At 60.6% G+C, this 16,452-nt stretch carries 13 protein-coding genes; 5 read left to right on the top strand and 8 right to left on the bottom strand.

Going from position 1 to position 16,452, the window contains the following annotated elements:
- Positions 1-165 precede the first annotated feature (165 nt).
- The 5 genes from AC2A1F_RS15145 to AC2A1F_RS15125 form a co-directional block, all read right to left on the bottom strand.
- Positions 166-1,233: a CaiB/BaiF CoA transferase family protein gene (locus AC2A1F_RS15145; RefSeq protein WP_484209584.1), complete on the bottom strand. Its 1,068-nt coding sequence runs from the start codon at positions 1,231-1,233 to the stop codon at positions 166-168.
- Positions 1,234-1,323: 90 nt separating this feature from the next.
- Positions 1,324-2,838: a tetratricopeptide repeat protein gene (locus AC2A1F_RS15140; RefSeq protein WP_484209583.1), complete on the bottom strand. Its 1,515-nt coding sequence runs from the start codon at positions 2,836-2,838 to the stop codon at positions 1,324-1,326.
- A gap of 46 nt (positions 2,839-2,884) precedes the next feature.
- A complete protein-coding gene (gene prsR, locus AC2A1F_RS15135) occupies positions 2,885-4,261 on the bottom strand; it encodes a PEP-CTERM-box response regulator transcription factor (RefSeq protein WP_484209582.1) in 1,377 nt (458 codons plus the stop codon).
- Positions 4,261-6,453 (bottom strand): XrtA/PEP-CTERM system histidine kinase PrsK, encoded by a 2,193-nt coding sequence (gene prsK / locus AC2A1F_RS15130; RefSeq protein ID WP_484209581.1) that lies wholly within the window; start codon positions 6,451-6,453, stop codon positions 4,261-4,263. Before prsK ends, prsR begins: the two co-directional genes overlap by 1 nt.
- A gap of 9 nt (positions 6,454-6,462) precedes the next feature.
- On the bottom strand, positions 6,463-7,848 hold the full coding sequence (locus AC2A1F_RS15125; RefSeq protein ID WP_484209616.1) for a TIGR03013 family XrtA/PEP-CTERM system glycosyltransferase: 1,386 nt from the start codon (positions 7,846-7,848) through the stop codon (positions 6,463-6,465).
- Positions 7,849-8,086: 238 nt separating this feature from the next.
- On the opposite strand from AC2A1F_RS15125, the gene AC2A1F_RS15120 reads away from it, so the two are divergent.
- Entirely contained in the window at positions 8,087-10,396 is a 2,310-nt protein-coding gene (locus AC2A1F_RS15120) for a patatin-like protein (RefSeq protein ID WP_484209580.1), read from the top strand.
- Between the two features lie 114 nt (positions 10,397-10,510).
- Here AC2A1F_RS15120 and dnaJ read toward each other — a convergent pair whose 3' ends face one another.
- Together dnaJ and dnaK are read right to left on the bottom strand one after the other, a co-directional pair.
- The gene (gene dnaJ, locus AC2A1F_RS15115; RefSeq protein WP_484209579.1) at positions 10,511-11,641 is read right to left on the bottom strand and encodes a molecular chaperone DnaJ; all 1,131 of its coding nucleotides are present in this window, start codon (positions 11,639-11,641) and stop codon (positions 10,511-10,513) included.
- Between the two features lie 70 nt (positions 11,642-11,711).
- Complete coding sequence (gene dnaK / locus AC2A1F_RS15110) at positions 11,712-13,619, bottom strand: molecular chaperone DnaK (protein WP_484209578.1); 1,908 nt, start codon at positions 13,617-13,619, stop codon at positions 11,712-11,714.
- Between the two features lie 169 nt (positions 13,620-13,788).
- On the opposite strand from dnaK, the gene AC2A1F_RS15105 reads away from it, so the two are divergent.
- From AC2A1F_RS15105 to AC2A1F_RS15095, 3 genes are read left to right on the top strand one after another with little or no spacing between them, the layout of a single operon-like run.
- Positions 13,789-14,328 (top strand): copper chaperone PCu(A)C, encoded by a 540-nt coding sequence (locus AC2A1F_RS15105; RefSeq protein WP_484209577.1) that lies wholly within the window; start codon positions 13,789-13,791, stop codon positions 14,326-14,328.
- Positions 14,325-14,819, top strand: coding sequence for a vgr related protein (locus AC2A1F_RS15100; RefSeq protein ID WP_484209576.1), 495 nt, complete (start codon positions 14,325-14,327; stop codon positions 14,817-14,819). Before AC2A1F_RS15105 ends, AC2A1F_RS15100 begins: the two co-directional genes overlap by 4 nt.
- A gap of 23 nt (positions 14,820-14,842) precedes the next feature.
- Positions 14,843-15,298, top strand: a complete 456-nt coding sequence (locus AC2A1F_RS15095; protein WP_484209575.1) for a hypothetical protein — start codon at positions 14,843-14,845, stop codon at positions 15,296-15,298.
- Here the strand turns inward: AC2A1F_RS15095 and AC2A1F_RS15090 are convergent, their stop codons facing one another.
- Positions 15,299-15,559 carry a YMGG-like glycine zipper-containing protein gene (locus tag AC2A1F_RS15090; RefSeq protein WP_484209574.1) on the bottom strand — a complete coding sequence of 87 codons (261 nt, stop codon included), beginning with the start codon at positions 15,557-15,559 and terminating at the stop codon, positions 15,299-15,301.
- A 162-nt stretch (positions 15,560-15,721) separates the two neighbouring features.
- Between AC2A1F_RS15090 and AC2A1F_RS15085 the strand changes: the two genes are divergently transcribed.
- Entirely contained in the window at positions 15,722-16,405 is a 684-nt protein-coding gene (locus tag AC2A1F_RS15085; protein WP_484209573.1) for a cysteine hydrolase family protein, read from the top strand.
- Positions 16,406-16,452: the final 47 nt, after the last annotated feature.

The following is a 16,452-nucleotide window of genomic DNA, read 5'->3' as shown; positions in this document are numbered from 1 at the left end:
TGATACGGCGACCACCGAGATCTACACTCCTGACCGTTCGTCGGCAGCGTCATCTGACTATCCCCTGCGAGATGTGTATAAGAGACAGGTCGAGACACCAGTGCACGGTGTCTCGACTTCGCTCGACACGAACGGGTGATTAGGTTTGCGACCACCTTTTCGAAATTAGTCTAGCACGCGCCCAGCTAGTGAAGGCTTGGGCGCTGGCGTTCCCAGGAAGCGCGGCGCGGGCGCGGGCATGACCATGCCCTGATCCTCAACGAAAGTGCCCCGTGCCGCGTTGTGCGGATGGTTCGGAGCTTCGCGCAAGCTCAGCACCGGGGCAAAGCAGATGTCGGTGCCATCCATGATCGCGCACCATTCATCGCGGGTTTTGGTGTGGAACAGCGCGGTCAGTCGCTCCTTGAGTTTTGGCCAGACACGCGGGTCCATTTGCGGAGCGAAATCGGGGTCATCGGCAAGGCCGGTCTTCTCCAGCAGCAGAGCATAGAACTGCGGTTCGATGGAGCCGATGGAGACGTATTTTCCATCGAGCGTCTGATACGTATCGTAGAAATGCGCGCCGCCATCGAGCAGGTTGACCCCGCGCTCGTCGCGCCAGCGACCGTTGCCAAGGAAGGTGTAGGTCATGGCCGAAAGGATCGCCGCACCATCGACCATCGCGCAATCGACGACCTGCCCCTTGCCAGTGCGCTGTGCGGAAAACACCGCCGCTATCACGCCAAACGCCATCAGCATGCCCCCACCGCCAAAATCACCGACAAGGTTGACCGGAAACTGCGGCTTTCCTCCCGCCTGTCCAAAGCTGTGCAGCGCGCCCGCCAGCGCGATATAATTGATATCGTGCCCGGCCAGCGGGGCCATCGGGCCATCCTGTCCCCAGCCAGTCATACGTCCGAAAACCAGCTTCGGATTATCGGCCAGCAGCACATCAGGGCCAAGGCCGAGCCGCTCCATCACACCGGGGCGATAGCCTTCGATGATCGCGTCAGCCTGCTTTACCATGGCACGAATCTGCGCGATGGCGGCGCGGTCTTTCAGATCCAGTTCGATGCGTTCGCGGTTGCGATTCAGAATGTCGCGCTGACCTTCATCGCCGACCCGCGCGCCTTTGGCTGGGCGGTCTATGCGGATGACATGTGCGCCATGATCGGCCAGCATCATACAGGCAAATGGCCCCGGCCCGATCCCTGCAAATTCGAGTACAGTCAGCCCTTCCAGCGCGCCTGCCATCATTCTCTCCCAATTTAATCGTTCGGTTGAATTGGGAGTAATCCCGCGATCAGGCACTGTCGAGAGCCGAATTCAGGATGGGTTGAACACTCAAGGATTTCTAAGGCCACGGGCAGAAAGCACGGCTTCTATGCGCTGCGCTCCGTCTGTGTCACCAAGGGCTGCGCGCCCGTTGGACAGGAGCTTGAGCGCTTGCGGGCTTCCGGGGTTCTGGCGCAGATAGCGGGCGAGCATGGCATTGGCATCAGCATCGCGGCCCAGCAGGCGCATCGCATGGTCAATCCGCTGAAGCGTGGGCAGATTGAACCGGATCAGCGCCGCACGGCCATATTGGTCCAGCGCGCCCATGGCATCATTGGCGATCAGGCGGGCATCGCCTGCCAGCAGCCAAGCTTCGGCAGTTCCCGGATTGGCCAGCTTCAACCGGTCTGCCACAGCAATGGCTTGCTGGCTCTCTCCCTCTTCAATCAGCGCGCGGATATAGGGCACGGCATTGCTCGCCAGGTTGGGAGCTTCCTGATACCCAATGGCCCAGACACCCAAGGGCTGGCCAGTCGGAAGAAACTCCGATGGCCGCTGGTCTTCATTCTGCGCCCGATCAAGCAAGGCTGCAGCCTCTGCCTTACGGCCCAGACCCTGATAGGCTTCGCCCATCAATTGTAGCAGATAGGGTGGGGCAAGTTCGAGATTGGCCCACACGCCCGCCGCATCCACCGCTTGCCGGTCAAGCTTGCGCGCGCGCAAGGCCCGTACCAACATCATACGCGCCTGCAGATTGTCTGGCTGCATACGCACCAACCGGTCAAAGTATTCGACGGCCAGATTAGCGTTGCCCGCACGATACTCCAGAATGCCGTTCAGCATGATTGTCGAAGGCATGTCGCGCAACGGGGCACCTGCTTTTTGCAGGATCGTGCGTGCCAGCGTAGTCTGCCCGGCGCGCGCTGCCAGAACAGCTTGCAGATAGAGCGCGCGCACATTGCCGGGATCGACCTTGGCAAGCTTGCGGCAAACGATCAGCATGGCTCGATACTGGCCCAGATCGCCCAGCGTAGCGGCGTATTCGCCCAGCAAGCCGACATCGTTGGGCGCAACCTGCAAGCCAGCTTCGAACCAGGGCAATGCAGATTGCAAGCCGAACTGTTCGCGAATCAGCAACCCGCGCAGTTCGAGCGCGCGGGGGTCGTTAGGATCGAGCTTTACCGCGCGTTCTGCTGCTTCGATGGCCTGCGCATGTTCGCCCCCGATAAATCGCAAGCGGCCGATATCAGTCCAGAGCGATGCCTTTTCAGGATCAAACCGATAGGATTGGTCAAAGGCCTGTCCGGCCTGTGCCAGCCGCCCTTCGGCCAGTTCCAGTCGCCCGCGCAACTGCCAGCCGCGCGCCACGCTATCAGCCATGAAATCGCCGCCATAGAGCACTTCGCGCGCTTCACGCCGATTGCCTTGCAGCAGCAACGCCTCCCCCAGTTCTGCTCTTGCAGAATCGGGCGAAAGGCCATTGCGCAGGGCCAGCCTCAACGGGACTTCGGCTGCAATGCCATCGCCTTTGGCAAGGGCCGCGCGCGCTCTTGCCACCGCATCGGGCGGCGCATCACCACGCACCGGCCCAGCCGCCAGTAAGGCAAGGGCGCAAATCGCGGTAAAGGCCTTAAGTCTGGAGATCGTACTGCTTGAGCAGGTCATAGAGCGTTGGGCGGCTGATGCCGAGCAGGCGGGCGGTGCTGGAGATATTTCCTTCACTGCGGGCAAGTGCATGGCGGATGACCTTGCGGTCGGTCACCTCGCGTGCGGTCTTGAGGTTCAGCGGCGCGCTGTCCTCGCTATCACCGCCCGGCAGATCAAGATCGGCGGCTGTCACCAGCTTGCCATCGGCCATGATCACGGCGCGCTTCACGCGATTTTCCAACTCACGCACATTGCCCGGCCAGTTCCAGCCATCAATGGCTGCCAGCGCATCGGGCGCAAGGCCTTTGACATGCGGGTTCATCTCCTTGGCAAAGCGCATCAGGAATGTCTTGGCGAGCAGCGTGGCATCGCCCGGACGTTCGGCCAGACTGGGAATGCGCACGACGATTTCGGCCAGACGATAATAGAGGTCTTCGCGGAAGCGCCCGTCGCCGATCATCGCTTCAAGGTTCTGGTGCGTGGCGCAGACGATACGCGTATCGACCGAGATCGACTTGCGGCCGCCGATGCGTTCGATCGTGCGCTCCTGCAGAAAGCGCAGTAGCTTAACCTGCAGTTGCAGCGGAATGTCACCCACTTCATCAAGGAACAGCGTGCCGCCGCTGGCCAATTCGATCTTGCCCTCGATGGTCTTTACCGCGCCGGTAAACGCGCCTTTTTCATGACCAAACAGTTCGCTTTCCAAGAGGTTTTCAGGGATCGCAGCACAGTTGATCGCGATGAACGATCCACCTGCGCGCCCTGATGCATCGTGCAAGCCCCGCGCCAGCAATTCCTTGCCCGTGCCGCTGGCCCCCAGCAGCATGACCGAAACGTTGGTATTGGCCACACGCTCGATCGTGCGCGCCACTTTGATCATCTCGGGCGCGGCAGTGATCATCCGGCCGAGCACTTTGTTGTCGGTCGACGCGCGCGTGGCTAGATTGCGGTTTTCGGCTTCGATCCGCGACAAGTGCAACGCGCGCCGCACGATCAGGCCCAGCGCATCGATATCCACCGGCTTCTGGTAGAAATCATAGGCGCCCTTCTCAATGGCCTTCAGCGCAGATTCGCGCGCGCCGTGGCCACTGGCAACAATCACTTTGGTCTGCGGACGCAGCGCCATGATTTCGTCCAGCACGGCAAAGCCTTCGGTCGTGCCATCGGGATCAGGCGGCAGCCCTAGATCAAGCGTGACAACCGCAGGCTCTTCCGCACGCAAAAGCGTGAGCGCGCTCGCCCTGTCACCGGCAATCACCACGTCGAAATCTTCGTAGGCCCACTTCAGCTGCGCCTGCAATCCGGGATCATCCTCGACAATCAGCAGCACAGGTCGCTGTCCGGGCTTCAACTCACTCATCATGCCACCTTCTTGCCTTGGGGCTTGCTTTCGGACGGAGACGGTGTCGTGGCCGTCCGTTCCATCGCTTCAATCAGGGGTTGTGCTGCGGCAAGCGGCAGCCGCACGGTAAAGCGGCTGCCCAGCCCTTCACGGCTTTCAACTTCAAGCTTGCCACGCATCGCCCGCACAAGTTCGCGCGCCTCGAATGCCCCAATGCCGAAGCCTCCCGGCTTGGTCGAAACGAACGGCTTAAACAGGCGATTGCGTATGAACTCGGCGCTCATGCCGCACCCTGTATCGATCACTTCGATTGAGCCGGTGATACCCTCCACGTTGCATTGAACGAACACCGCCATGCCTTCTGGACTGGCATCGATGGCGTTTTGAACAAGATGCAGCAGCACTTGCTCCAAAGCCTCGCGGTTAGCCAGCACCCGACACGGCGCATCGTGGGTAACATGCACGCGGATCACGCCTGGACCGTTGTAGCGATCGGCCACTGCCCGGATCACTTGGGCTGCATCAACATCATCGACCTGTTCACGGTTGCTTCCGCCATAGCGCGAAAGCCGCGCCAACAGGGCATTTAGCTTTTCTGCCGAATTGCGCAGTGTGATCAGCATATCGGCCCTGAACGCAGGGTTCTCGGCATGCTTTTCCGCATTGCGGGACAGCAGGCTGAGCTGGCTCGCCAGATTTTTGATATCGTGCATGACAAACGCCATACGCCGGTTGAATTCGTCAAAGCGGCTCGCTTCGAGCAGGGCTGTCTGTCCCGCATGCTCTGCCAGATAACTGGCAAGCTGCATGCCGACGACACGCAAAAGGTCAAAGTCCTCCCAATCGAGCTTGCGCGCCAAAGGCGGACGACCGAGCACAACCAGACCCACCAACCGATCAAAATGCAGCAGCGGAACCAGAGCCCAGGCGGCCTGTTCATCGCGCAGCCATTCCGGCACGACGGCCCGTTCGCCCTGAAAATCAATCCCGGCGCGCACTTCGTCCAGATCAACGATAAAGCTGCGCTGTTCGAAAAATGGCACCTGCTCTCCGGTAATCGCCACCGCCGGAACATCAGCTGTTGGCCACTGCCAGCGCGAGGCCAGTACCAGATCACCTGTTTCAGTAGGGACCAACAGCAGCCCGGCTGCACTGTCGGTAATGTCGGCAAGTGCTTGGACGACCCGCTCATGCAGGGGCGGTGTCTGCGCACCAGCGCGTCCGATCGTGCGGGTAAACCGCAGCCATTCTGCGCGATAATCGTAGCGGTGCTGGAAAAAGTGCTTGGCCAGCATGACCTTGAGCCAGCCTCGCACCCGGCTTGATGGCATAATCGCCACGATCAGCACACTGGTGACGAACACAAAGCCCAATTGCGCCAGTTGGCTGGCATTGCCACCCAGCCACGCCAGCGATTGCGCCGCGCCCACCATAATGAGCATGTAAGCCCCGATCACCAGCAGCGAGAGCGACTGAAAAGCGACTGCACGCGATGGTGAAAAGCGCAGCGCCGATCTTCCGCGCACGGCTCCGATCACCATCAACCCTGCTGCCGCGATAAGCGCGACACCTCGCAAAGCAGCAAGTTCTTGTGGCACGCTGCGCGCCAAGTAGGCAATGGTATAGAGATTGAGATCGTAACCCCAGATCATTGCCATCGCCGCGCAGGTCCAGCGCAGAGCAACGCGCTGTTGCGTCATCGCACCGGCATAGAGGTTGTGCACGAGGACCAGTGCCCCGGTAGCCACCAATAGGCGGAACATCACCGTGGTGTGCAAGACCATGCCCGGTACCGCAGGGCCAGGATTGTTGGCCGCCACCAGCAACAGCACTGGCTGCAGCAATTCAACAAAGACCAGCGCCGCCAGCACAGGCCGGATTGGCCCGACGCTGGAATGCCTGCCATCGCGTGAAAACAGCACGAACACCAGCCCGAGCCAAACCAGACTGCGCAGCGTTTCGAACAACTGCCCAATCGGCGTCTGCAATCCGGTGCCCGCCACCACCAGCGCCCATGCTGCTGTGGCCACATAGGCTGCTATCTCGGCCTTACCGGTTCCAGCGCTCGTTCCCGATCCGGCAATGGCACCCGTATCCGCAAGCTCACGCCGCCGCCTGTCCCAGCGCCAGCCGACGAGCAGCATGAACGCCACCGCTGATGCAGCGAACGCCCATTGCCCAAAGCCGGCCCAGGTGAAGGGGTTCAGCATCGCGCGCGTCTACCTCGCCCCTTCCGACCAAAGCACCACGCGAAGCGTCTGGAGCAGGATCAGCAGGTCAAGGAACGGGGTGTAATTCTTGGCATAGTAAAGATCGTATTCCAGCTTCTGGCGGGAATCGTCGAGCGACGCGCCATAGGGATAGTTGATTTGTGCCCAGCCGGTAATGCCGGGCTTTACCATGTGGCGCTCGGCATAATAGGGCAGCAATTCTTCAAGCTCAGCCACGAATTCGGGCCGCTCGGGACGCGGGCCTACAAAGCTCATTTCGCCCTTCAGCACACTCCACGTCTGCGGCAATTCGTCGATCCGCACTTTGCGGATGAAGCGGCCGATGCGCGTGACGCGGGGATCGTTTTCCTGCGCAAACTGTGCCCCACCCACTTCGGCATCGGTTCGCATCGACCGTAGCTTGATCACGTTGAACGTCTGGCCATAGAGGCCCACGCGGCGCTGGCGATAAAAAGCCGGTCCCTTGCTGTCCAGCTTCACCAGCAGCGCAAACAATACGACCACCGGCAATGTCAGCGAAAGTAAAAGCAGGCTCGCCGCAATATCGAAAATCCGCTTTGCCGCGCTCGACAGAGCACGTCCCGAGGAGAATCCATCGGAAAAGATAAGCCAGCTGGGGTTGACCGTATCGAGATCCACCCTGCCAGTTTCGCGTTCAAGGAACGTCGAGAAATCGTTAACGTGGACTCCGGTGGTCTTGATCCGCAGCAGATCTTTAAGCGGCAGCGCATTGCGCCGCTCTTCAAGCGCCAATACCACTTCGCTTACGCCAAGGTTTTCGACATAGCGGGTCATATTGTTGATCGCATCGCGGTGGATCGCTTCGACCACCACCGGCGCGGCGCTGCTCATCCCGATATAGCCCACGATGGCAAAGCCTGCCTCTGGCCGCTCGCCCAACTGGCGCAGCCGCTCTGCCCGCGCACCGGCGCCGAGCACCAGAACACGCCGCCGGAATGCTGCCGTCCCCAGCAATCCGCCCAGCAACAGGCGGATCATCACCAGCAACCCCATGCCAAAGAACATCGCGTAGAGCAGATTGGAGCGCCACAACGTTCGCCCCGGTAGCAGGAAATAGACCACCGATAGCGCAATGATGCCAAGGCTGACCGCGACCAGCAGTCGCGCTGTGGCATAACGCATTGATCGCAGCGCATCCGAACCATAGACGCCAACCGCGATCATCGCCATCTGCACCATCCCGGCAAACAGCAGCAATGGCGTGGTCCGCAATGCGACTGCACCCGGGTCCATGCCAATCTGATGCGCGCGCACCTGCCAGCTGATCTCGCCCGCAACAATCAGCAGCACGAAATCCAGCAGGCCCAGAAGCAGGACCGAATGCGGGATATAGTGTTTGAACAGGCGGATCATCAGATCGGCGCTCGTCACCCTTTTGGGGCACGGACTGGCCCCTTCCCGCTCAGCCTTACATCGCAAAGGGTAAAGCGTCGGTTACCCTGACAAGTCCAGACACAGGTCTGCACCCAGAATTTTCATTATTTTTCATATGCTTTTTGGCAGATGGGAAAATCTTCTGTCGGCAGTATTTACAACCAGCTCGCCAAAGTTGGGACTGGCATGGGGCAAACAAGCCTGCCATTGTGCACCCATGCGGCAAAAAGAACTGCGCATTGCCCTGGTCTGTTATGGTGGCATCAGCCTTGCGGTTTACATGCATGGCGTCACCAAAGAGCTGTGGCACGCCACCCGCGCCAGCCGCGCTTTCCATTGTCCCGACGACACCGCGCTGCAGGGCGTCGAGGCGGTTTACCTGCGGTTGCTGGAAACCATTGCCGCCACTTGTGAACTGCGGTTGCGCATTTTGCCCGATATCATCTCCGGTGCCAGCGCCGGGGGCATCAATGGCGTATTTCTGGCTCAGGCGATCTCCACCGGTCAAAGCCTTGAACCGCTAACGGCAATGTGGCTCGATCGGGCCGATATCGATGCCCTGCTCGATCCCGATGCCCAACCGTGGAGCCGCTTTGCCAAGTTCTGGGCGCAGCCACTGGTGTGGTTTGTGCTGAAACGGCCCGGGAATGTGGTCAGCAGCACGGTCGCGCCCGAAACGCGCTCAGAGGTGCGGCGCAAAGTCTCGCGCCTGATCCGGGCACGCTGGTTTGCTCCGCCGTTCAGCGGCATCGGCTTTTCACGCATGATCGCCGACGCGCTTGATGCGATGGCCAAAACGCCGATGGGTGATCCGCTCCTGCCCGAAGGCCATCCGCTGGACCTGCTGGTTACCGCCACCGATTTCAACGGCCATCTGGAAGAACTGCGCCTGAACAGCCCTGAAGTGGTGGTCGAGAGCGAACATCGCCTGTCCATCGGCTTTCGTCGCGCCACAACCCGGCTGGGTGATCGCGATCTGGCCCTCTGCCCTGAACTGGTGCTTGCCGCGCGCTCCACCGCCAGCTTTCCCGGCGCTTTTCCGCCATTGGTGCTGGACGAGATCGACCAGCTTGTGGCCGAGCGCGGCACGGCATGGCCCACCCGCCAGCGCTTTATCGAACGGGTCATGCCCACCCATGCGCGGCGCGGCACGACCGAGAGCGTCGCGTTGGTCGATGGGGCGGTGCTGGTGAACCGGCCCTTTGCCCAAGCGATTGACGTGCTGCGTGATCGCCCGGCCCGGCGCGAGGTGGACCGGCGCTTTGTCTATATCGATCCCAGCCCCGATCACATGCGCATCGCGCCAAAAGGTGGCCGCACGGTAGGCTTCTTTTCGGCCATCTTCGGCTCGCTGTCCTCGATCCCGCGCGAACAGCCGATCCGTGACAATCTGGAAGCGCTCGAACGGCAATCCCGGCAACGCGCGCGTCTACGAGTGATTGTCGATGCCCTGCGGCCAGAGATCGAAGAGACGGTCGAAACCCTGTTTGGCCGCACGCTGTTTTTCGATTGGCCCAACCAGCGCCGCCTCACCGCGTGGCGCAACAAGGCGCAGCAGGCCGCTGCCGAGCGCGCAGGCTTTGCCTTCCATGGCTATGCCCAGACCAAACTCTCAGGCATCGTGGCGGACCTTGCCTGCCTGATCCATCAGGCCGCGCCCCAATCTGCCACCGAAGTAGAGGTCGAGGCGGCCTTGTGGCGGCATCTGGCCGCCAACGGGCTGGACCGGCTGTCTGCCCTGCGCGGGGGTGCAACGCCCGAGGCTGTGGCGTTCTTCCGCACGCATGACCTGTCCTTCCGCATCCGCCGGTTGAAGCTGCTCGCCCGCCGGTTAACGCGCGATTGGGACGAAGGCGAAGTTGTCGATCCCGCCTCGCGCGAACTGGCCCGCGATGCGGTCTATCGTGCACAGGCGCTCTATCAGGGGCGCGAGACTGCCGAAGGCCTCGGCCCCGGCTTTGCCTCTGCTGCAGCACTGGCCACGGTCGATCCCGGCGCAGTGCTCAATGCCATTGCTGCGCGGCGCGACCTGATTACGCTGGACCTGCAAGTGGATGCACTGCTCGTCGCTGCACTGGAGGCCATGGACAAGCCACTGCGCCGCCGCTTCCTCCACGCTTACCTGGGCTTTCCATTTTATGACACGGCCACGCTGCCCTTGCTGCAGGGCGAAGGCATGGGCGAGTTTGATCCGGTAAAAGTGGATCGTATTTCACCCGATGACGCGACGTCGATCCGCAAAGGTGGGACGTTCGCCTGCCTGCGCGGCGTGGAATTCTTCAACTTCGGCGCCTTTTTCAGCCGCGCCTATCGGGAGAATGATTACCTCTGGGGAAGGCTTCATGGTGCCGAACGGACAATCGATCTGATCGCCTCAACCGTGGAAGAGCAGTTGGATGCATGCGTGATCGCCGCATTCAAGCGCGATGCGTTTTTGGCGATTCTGGACGAAGAACAGGGCCGATTGGTTGCCGAACCGGGGTTGATCGACAGGCTGCGGGCTGAAATCTTAGCCGCGTTTGCCTGAAATCTCTACCTCAATGCGTCCCCGCGAAGGCGGGGACCTCAGGAGGTTTACACAACTGTCCCGTAAAACGCATGAGGCCCCCGCCTTCGCGGGGGCGCACACAAGCGCTAACGACTACTCCGTCAAATCCGTCCAAGCATCCTTGATCCGATCAAAGAAGCCCTTCGACTGCGGAGATTCATCGCCCGTTTCGGTCGCTTGAAACTCCCGCAGCAGCTCCTTCTGTCGGGCCGAAAGCTTGGTCGGCGTTTCCACGTGGATTTCCACCACCAGATCACCAATCCCACGCCCTTGCAGCACCGGCATGCCAGCGCCGCGCTTGCGCAATTGCTTGCCCGACTGGATGCCAGCAGGGATTTCGATCACGTGCACTGCACCGTCCAGCCCCGGAATCTCGATTTCGCCGCCCAATGCAGCGGTGGTGAAACTGATCGGGCAGCGCGTCAGCAGCGTCGTGCCTTCGCGCTCAAAAACGCTGTGCCGCTGGATATGCAGGAACAGATACAAATCACCGGCAGGGGAACCAAACGGCCCCGCCTCACCCTTGCCCGCCAGCCTAATGCGTGTGCCGGTATCAACGCCCGCTGGAATATTGACCTGCAGCCGCTGTTCGGCATCGACGCGGCCTTCGCCCCGGCAATGCTTGCAGGGGCTTTCGATCACCTCACCCCGGCCATGGCAGGTTGGGCAGGCCCGCTCCACCATGAAGAAGCCCTGCTGCGCACGAACCTTGCCGTGGCCCTTGCACATATTGCAACGCCGCGCCGAAGTGCCTGGTGTAGCGCCCGATCCGCCGCATGGGCTGCAGGTTTGCGACACCTCGACCGCGATTTCGGTTTCCTTGCCATGGAACGCATCTTCCAGCGTGATTTCCATGTCGTAGCGCAAGTCTGCGCCGCGCCGGGCTTGGCTACGACCGCCGCCAAAGGCACCGCCAAAGATCGTCTCGAAAATATCGCCAATGTCGCCAAAGTCGCCACCGCCAAAGCCGCCCCCGGCATTGCCGCCGCCGCCCTGCTGAAAAGCGGCGTGGCCAAAGCGATCATAAGCGGCCCGCTTCTGTGGGTCAGACAGGCAGGCGTAGGCCTCGTTAATCTGCTTGAACTTCGCCTCGCTATCGGCGCAGCCCGGATTCTTGTCCGGGTGAAACTTCATGGCAAGTTTGCGATATGCAGACTTGAGGACTTTCTCGTCCGCAGTCCGCTCAACTTCGAGCAGTTCGTAAAAATCGATTTCGGCCGACATTGCGCTTCCCTAACGCGAAAGCCCGCCGCCAGCGCATTCACGCAAGCGGCGGGCCAGTTTCATCGCAACATCACTTGGTATCGTCGACTTCCGAAAACTCGGCGTCGACCACATCATCATCAGCTTTTGGAGCCTGCGCATCAGGCGAAGCGGCAGTAGCCTGCTCCTTCTCATAGATCGCCTGGCCCATCTTCATGGCCTTGTCGGTCAGGGCCTGCGTCTTGGCGGTCATGTCATCAACATTACCGCTTTCAACAGCCGTCTTTGCTTCGGCGATGGCTTCTTCGATCTCGGCCTTCAGTGCGGCGTCGATCTTGTCACCGTTTTCTTCAAGCTGACGCTCGGTCGCGTGGATCAGGCTTTCTGCGTTGTTCTTGGCTTCCGCCTCGGCACGACGCTTCTTGTCATCTTCGGCAAACTTCTCGGCATCGCGCACCATCTGGTCGATGTCGGCATCCGAAAGACCACCAGATGCCTGGATGCGGATCTGCTGTTCCTTGCCGGTTCCCTTGTCCTTGGCAGAAACGTTCACGATGCCGTTGGCGTCGATGTCGAACGTCACCTCAATCTGCGGCACACCACGGCGTGCAGGCGGAATGCCCACCAGATCGAACTGGCCCAGCATCTTGTTGTCCTGCGCCATTTCGCGCTCGCCCTGAAACACCCGGATCGTCACCGCCTGCTGATTGTCTTCGGCAGTCGAATAGACCTGGCTCTTCTTGGTCGGGATCGTGGTGTTGCGATCGATCATGCGCGTCATGATGCCGCCCAGCGTTTCGATACCCAGCGAAAGCGGGGTCACGTCAAGCAGCAGCACATCCTTCACATCGCCCTGCAGCACGCCTGCCTGAATGGCCGCGCCCATGGCCACCACTTCGTCAGGGTTCACACCGGTGTGCGGTTCCTTGCCGAAGAAGTCCTTCACCACTTCGCGCACGCGCGGCATGCGGGTCATGCCGCCCACCAGCACGACTTCGTCGATGTCCTTGGCCGAAACGCCAGCATCGGCCAGCGCCTTCTTGCAAGGCTCAAGCGTGCGCTGGATCAGACCGGCAACCAGCTTTTCAAGGTCAGCACGCGTGATCGTTTCCACCAGATGCAGCGGGGTAGTGCTGCCACCTTCCATGCGGGCGGTGATGAACGGCAGGTTGATCTCGGTGGTCTGGGCCGAAGACAGCTCGATCTTCGCCTTTTCCGCCGCTTCCTTCAGACGCTGCAGGGCAAGCTTGTCGCCGCGCAGGTCCATGTTTTCCTTGGCCTTGAACTTGTCGGCCAGATATTCGACCACGACGGTGTCAAAGTCTTCACCGCCAAGGAACGTGTCCCCGTTGGTGGACTTCACTTCAAACACACCGTCACCGATTTCCAGCACGGAAATGTCGAACGTGCCGCCGCCAAGGTCATAGACCGCAATCGTCTTGCCGTCCTGCTTGTCAAGGCCATAGGCCAGCGCTGCTGCGGTCGGTTCGTTGATGATGCGCAGCACTTCAAGTCCGGCAATCTGCCCAGCGTCCTTGGTCGCCTGGCGTTGCGCGTCGTTGAAGTAAGCCGGAACCGTGATGACGGCCTGCGTGACCGTCTCACCAAGATAAGCCTCGGCGGTTTCCTTCATCTTCTGGAGCGTGAATGCCGAGATCTGCGAGGGGCTGTAATCCTGCCCGCCAGCCGAAACCCAGGCATCGCCATTCTTGCCCTTCACGATGGTGTAGGGGACCAGTTCGGTGTCCTTCTTGGTCACCGGGTCATCGAAGCGGCGCCCGATCAGGCGCTTGACGGCAAAGATGGTGTTATCACCGTTGGTAACAGCCTGACGCTTGGCCGGCTGGCCGATCAGACGCTCACCATCCTTGGTAAACGCGACGATCGACGGCGTGGTGCGCGCACCTTCCGAATTTTCAATGACCTTGGGTGTGCCCCCATCCATCACTGCAACGCAGCTGTTGGTCGTGCCAAGGTCGATACCGATAACTTTAGCCATGAGTTCCCCAGTTCCTTCCAATCAAGACACCGCGCGAGGTCAGCGATCCCCCTGCCGGGCAGACCGCAATATGCGGCTCGATTGAGGGCGATATAGGTGTGGTTCTGCTTGGCACAAGGCCTGCGGATGCTTACCCGATGCCACATTGTTCCATCTGGAGTCGCGGTTAATGCGCAACATTGTTCTTACGGGTCTGTCGGCCCTCGTCCTTTCCCTCACAGCTTGTGGGCAAGCCAGCGATGACACATCGCCCACTGCTGCAGCTTCCAGCGACGCCGCGCCACAAAATGCCCCCGGCGTTAATGTGACCGACGCGATGATCCGCCTGCCCGCCGCTCCCGGCCGTCCGGGCGTCGCCTACTTCACCGTCACGCAGGGCGATGGCACGCCAAAAAACATCGCAGCCGCCTATGTCGAAGGCGTTGGCCGCACGGAAATGCACGAAACCGTGATGGAAAATGGCGTTTCCAAGATGCAGCCGGTCAAAGCCGTGCCGATTGAAGCGGGCAAATCGGTTCAGTTCAAGGCAGGCGGCCTGCACGTGATGCTGTTCGATGTGGCCGATACGCTCAAGGCAGGTGAGACGACCGAAATCACCCTCACGCTCGACAATGGCGACAAGATCAGCGCCCCTGCAAAGATCGAAGCTGTCGGCGGCGGAATGAGCGGGGGCATGGACCACTCCGGCCATGACATGAGCGAGATGTGAGCGAATCTGGCGCAACCTGCCCCGTGGGTGGGGAGCGCCCGCTAACCGGCGGAGAGCGCGCGCTGGTGATGGAGGTGTTCTGCAACAGCATAGACACAGGTCCTGTGCGCCTGCGCCGCCGTCGCTGGTTTCCGTTCCAACCAACCAATGTGGTGATGGCCCCAATGGGCCACCTGCACTTCGCGCCTGCCAGTCCACACTGGTGCGAGGATTTTTCCTGCGCCAGCCTTAGCGCCCAAGGCCTGTTTATCCACGAAATGGTCCACGTCTGGCAAACCCAGCACCGCGGAAAATGGTGGCTCCCGCTGATGCGCCACCCGTTCTGTCGCTACACTTACACATACCATCACGGCCGCCCGTTCAACCGTTATGGCATCGAGCAGCAGGCCGAACTGGTGCGCCACCTGTTCATGGCAAAGCGCGGCATTCCACACCCGGATGCCCCGCCTTTGACAGCGCTCGAAGCGTTGGTGCCGTTTACGAATACTTGAGAGTTGCGGGCCAGAGTGCGTGAATGACTGCTATTTCTCTCGACCTGCAGCTCCATCTAGAGCGGAGCCATTGCATCAATGCTTTCGTGGAAATTGAAAAGGCGCTGATGGCGGTCGCTGTCAAGCTGACGTGCGAAAACGAAAACGAGCTGCAAGCGCAAAGGATCAAGCGCCTTAGAGATATTCCCGCAAGTTCAAGTTTTTCGAAAGAACAACGAAAGCAATTGCATGCCGCGCTGAACGAGGTTGAGACGCTTGGCGCGGTCCGCAACGATATTGTTCATGGGGCCATGTCGGTACTGAACGATGGGTCCAAACCAATCGCCGCCTTTGTGAACGTACGGCAGGCGGACTGCTTTGCGCCCGTCGCCCGCCTGCTGACATCTGTCCAGTTGAAAGAGATTTCGAAAAAGGCGCAGGAATTGGCCACGCGGCTTGAAACAATCCTGCTCAAGCCGCGCCCTCAAACGCCGGACTGATCAGCAGCGCACTTCGTATTCGCGCCCGCGATTGTCCACGCGATAGCAGCGGTTGTCGCGCTTGCGGATCTGCGAGCCACCTGCTGCACCCACGGCACCACCGATGGCAGCACCCGTAGCAATATCACCACCGGTTGCCGCGCCAATGCCTGCGCCAACTGCTGCACCCAACGCACCGCCTTCAGCCGTATAGTTGCGCGCGCAGCCACCCAGCGTGACTGCCGAACCCATGATGAGCGTAGCAATAATCATCTTGCGCATAGTCTGATCTCCGTTTGTGCGGAGATGACGATTCACCAGACACGCCGTTCCCCATGATGCGATGAGCCGTTAGGTTTCTCCTGCCGAAAAGCACGCCGTTGCGCTGACGACACCAGCGCACTTTGCAGGCATTGTTTTGGCTCGGATTTTCGGAGCAACTCCATGCCGCACAATGTCGATCACCATGCCATCCTTGCCCGCTTTGCCGACGCGCGCGGCGGTACTGGCAACATCTTCAAGGACATCGATCCCACGCGTCTGGCGCATCTCGTGGTCGATATGCAGAACGGATTCATGGAACCGGGCGCGCCTGTAGAAGTGCCGATGGCGCGCAGCATCGTCGGCAATATCAATGCGATTTCCGATTCTGTCCGCGCCAGCGGCGGGCACAACATCTTCCTGCGCTTCACCACGCCGCCCGAAGGCGGACCAAGCTGGTCAAACTTCATGGCCCGCATGGGCCGCGAGGCAGATGGCCACCGCGAAGCCTTCACGCCTCGCGCGCATCTCTGGCAATTCTGGCCCACGCTGGACGTGCGCGATGGCGATAGCGTGATCGACAAGCACCGCTTCAGCGGCTTTACACCGGGCACCTGCCGCCTCCACGACGAACTGCAGGCACGCAACATTGACACAGTGCTGATCACCGGCACGCTGACCAACTGCTGCTGCGAAAGCACAGCCCGCGATGCCATGCAGCACAATTATCGCGTGCTGATGGTGAACGACGCCAATGCGGCGCTGAGCGATGAGGAACACGCTGCCACGCTGCACATCATGGCAATGGTCTTTGCCGATCTGTATTCAACGGACGAGGTAGTGAAACTGCTCGCAAAGGCCGGCTAAACAGCACCCCAGCTAAACCGCACTGAGCATTACTGCTCCCCCGCGAA

It is taken from the genome of Novosphingobium sp. HNCC26BN242 (assembly GCF_057180525.1).
Note: the sequence above shows the minus strand (reverse complement) of the source record. Positions and strands in the feature narration are given on the sequence as shown.

Coding starts and splice junctions, on each gene's coding strand:
- AC2A1F_RS15145 (WP_484209584.1), bottom strand. CDS start 1,233: ATGGCAGGCGCGCTGGAAGGGCTGACTGTACTCGAATTTGCAGGGATC.
- prsR (WP_484209582.1), bottom strand. CDS start 4,261: ATGAGTGAGTTGAAGCCCGGACAGCGACCTGTGCTGCTGATTGTCGAG.
- prsK (WP_484209581.1), bottom strand. CDS start 6,453: ATGCTGAACCCCTTCACCTGGGCCGGCTTTGGGCAATGGGCGTTCGCT.
- AC2A1F_RS15125 (WP_484209616.1), bottom strand. CDS start 7,848: ATGATCCGCCTGTTCAAACACTATATCCCGCATTCGGTCCTGCTTCTG.
- AC2A1F_RS15120 (WP_484209580.1), top strand. CDS start 8,087: ATGCGGCAAAAAGAACTGCGCATTGCCCTGGTCTGTTATGGTGGCATC.
- dnaJ (WP_484209579.1), bottom strand. CDS start 11,641: ATGTCGGCCGAAATCGATTTTTACGAACTGCTCGAAGTTGAGCGGACT.
- dnaK (WP_484209578.1), bottom strand. CDS start 13,619: ATGGCTAAAGTTATCGGTATCGACCTTGGCACGACCAACAGCTGCGTT.
- AC2A1F_RS15105 (WP_484209577.1), top strand. CDS start 13,789: ATGCGCAACATTGTTCTTACGGGTCTGTCGGCCCTCGTCCTTTCCCTC.
- AC2A1F_RS15095 (WP_484209575.1), top strand. CDS start 14,843: ATGACTGCTATTTCTCTCGACCTGCAGCTCCATCTAGAGCGGAGCCAT.
- AC2A1F_RS15090 (WP_484209574.1), bottom strand. CDS start 15,559: ATGCGCAAGATGATTATTGCTACGCTCATCATGGGTTCGGCAGTCACG.
- AC2A1F_RS15085 (WP_484209573.1), top strand. CDS start 15,722: ATGCCGCACAATGTCGATCACCATGCCATCCTTGCCCGCTTTGCCGAC.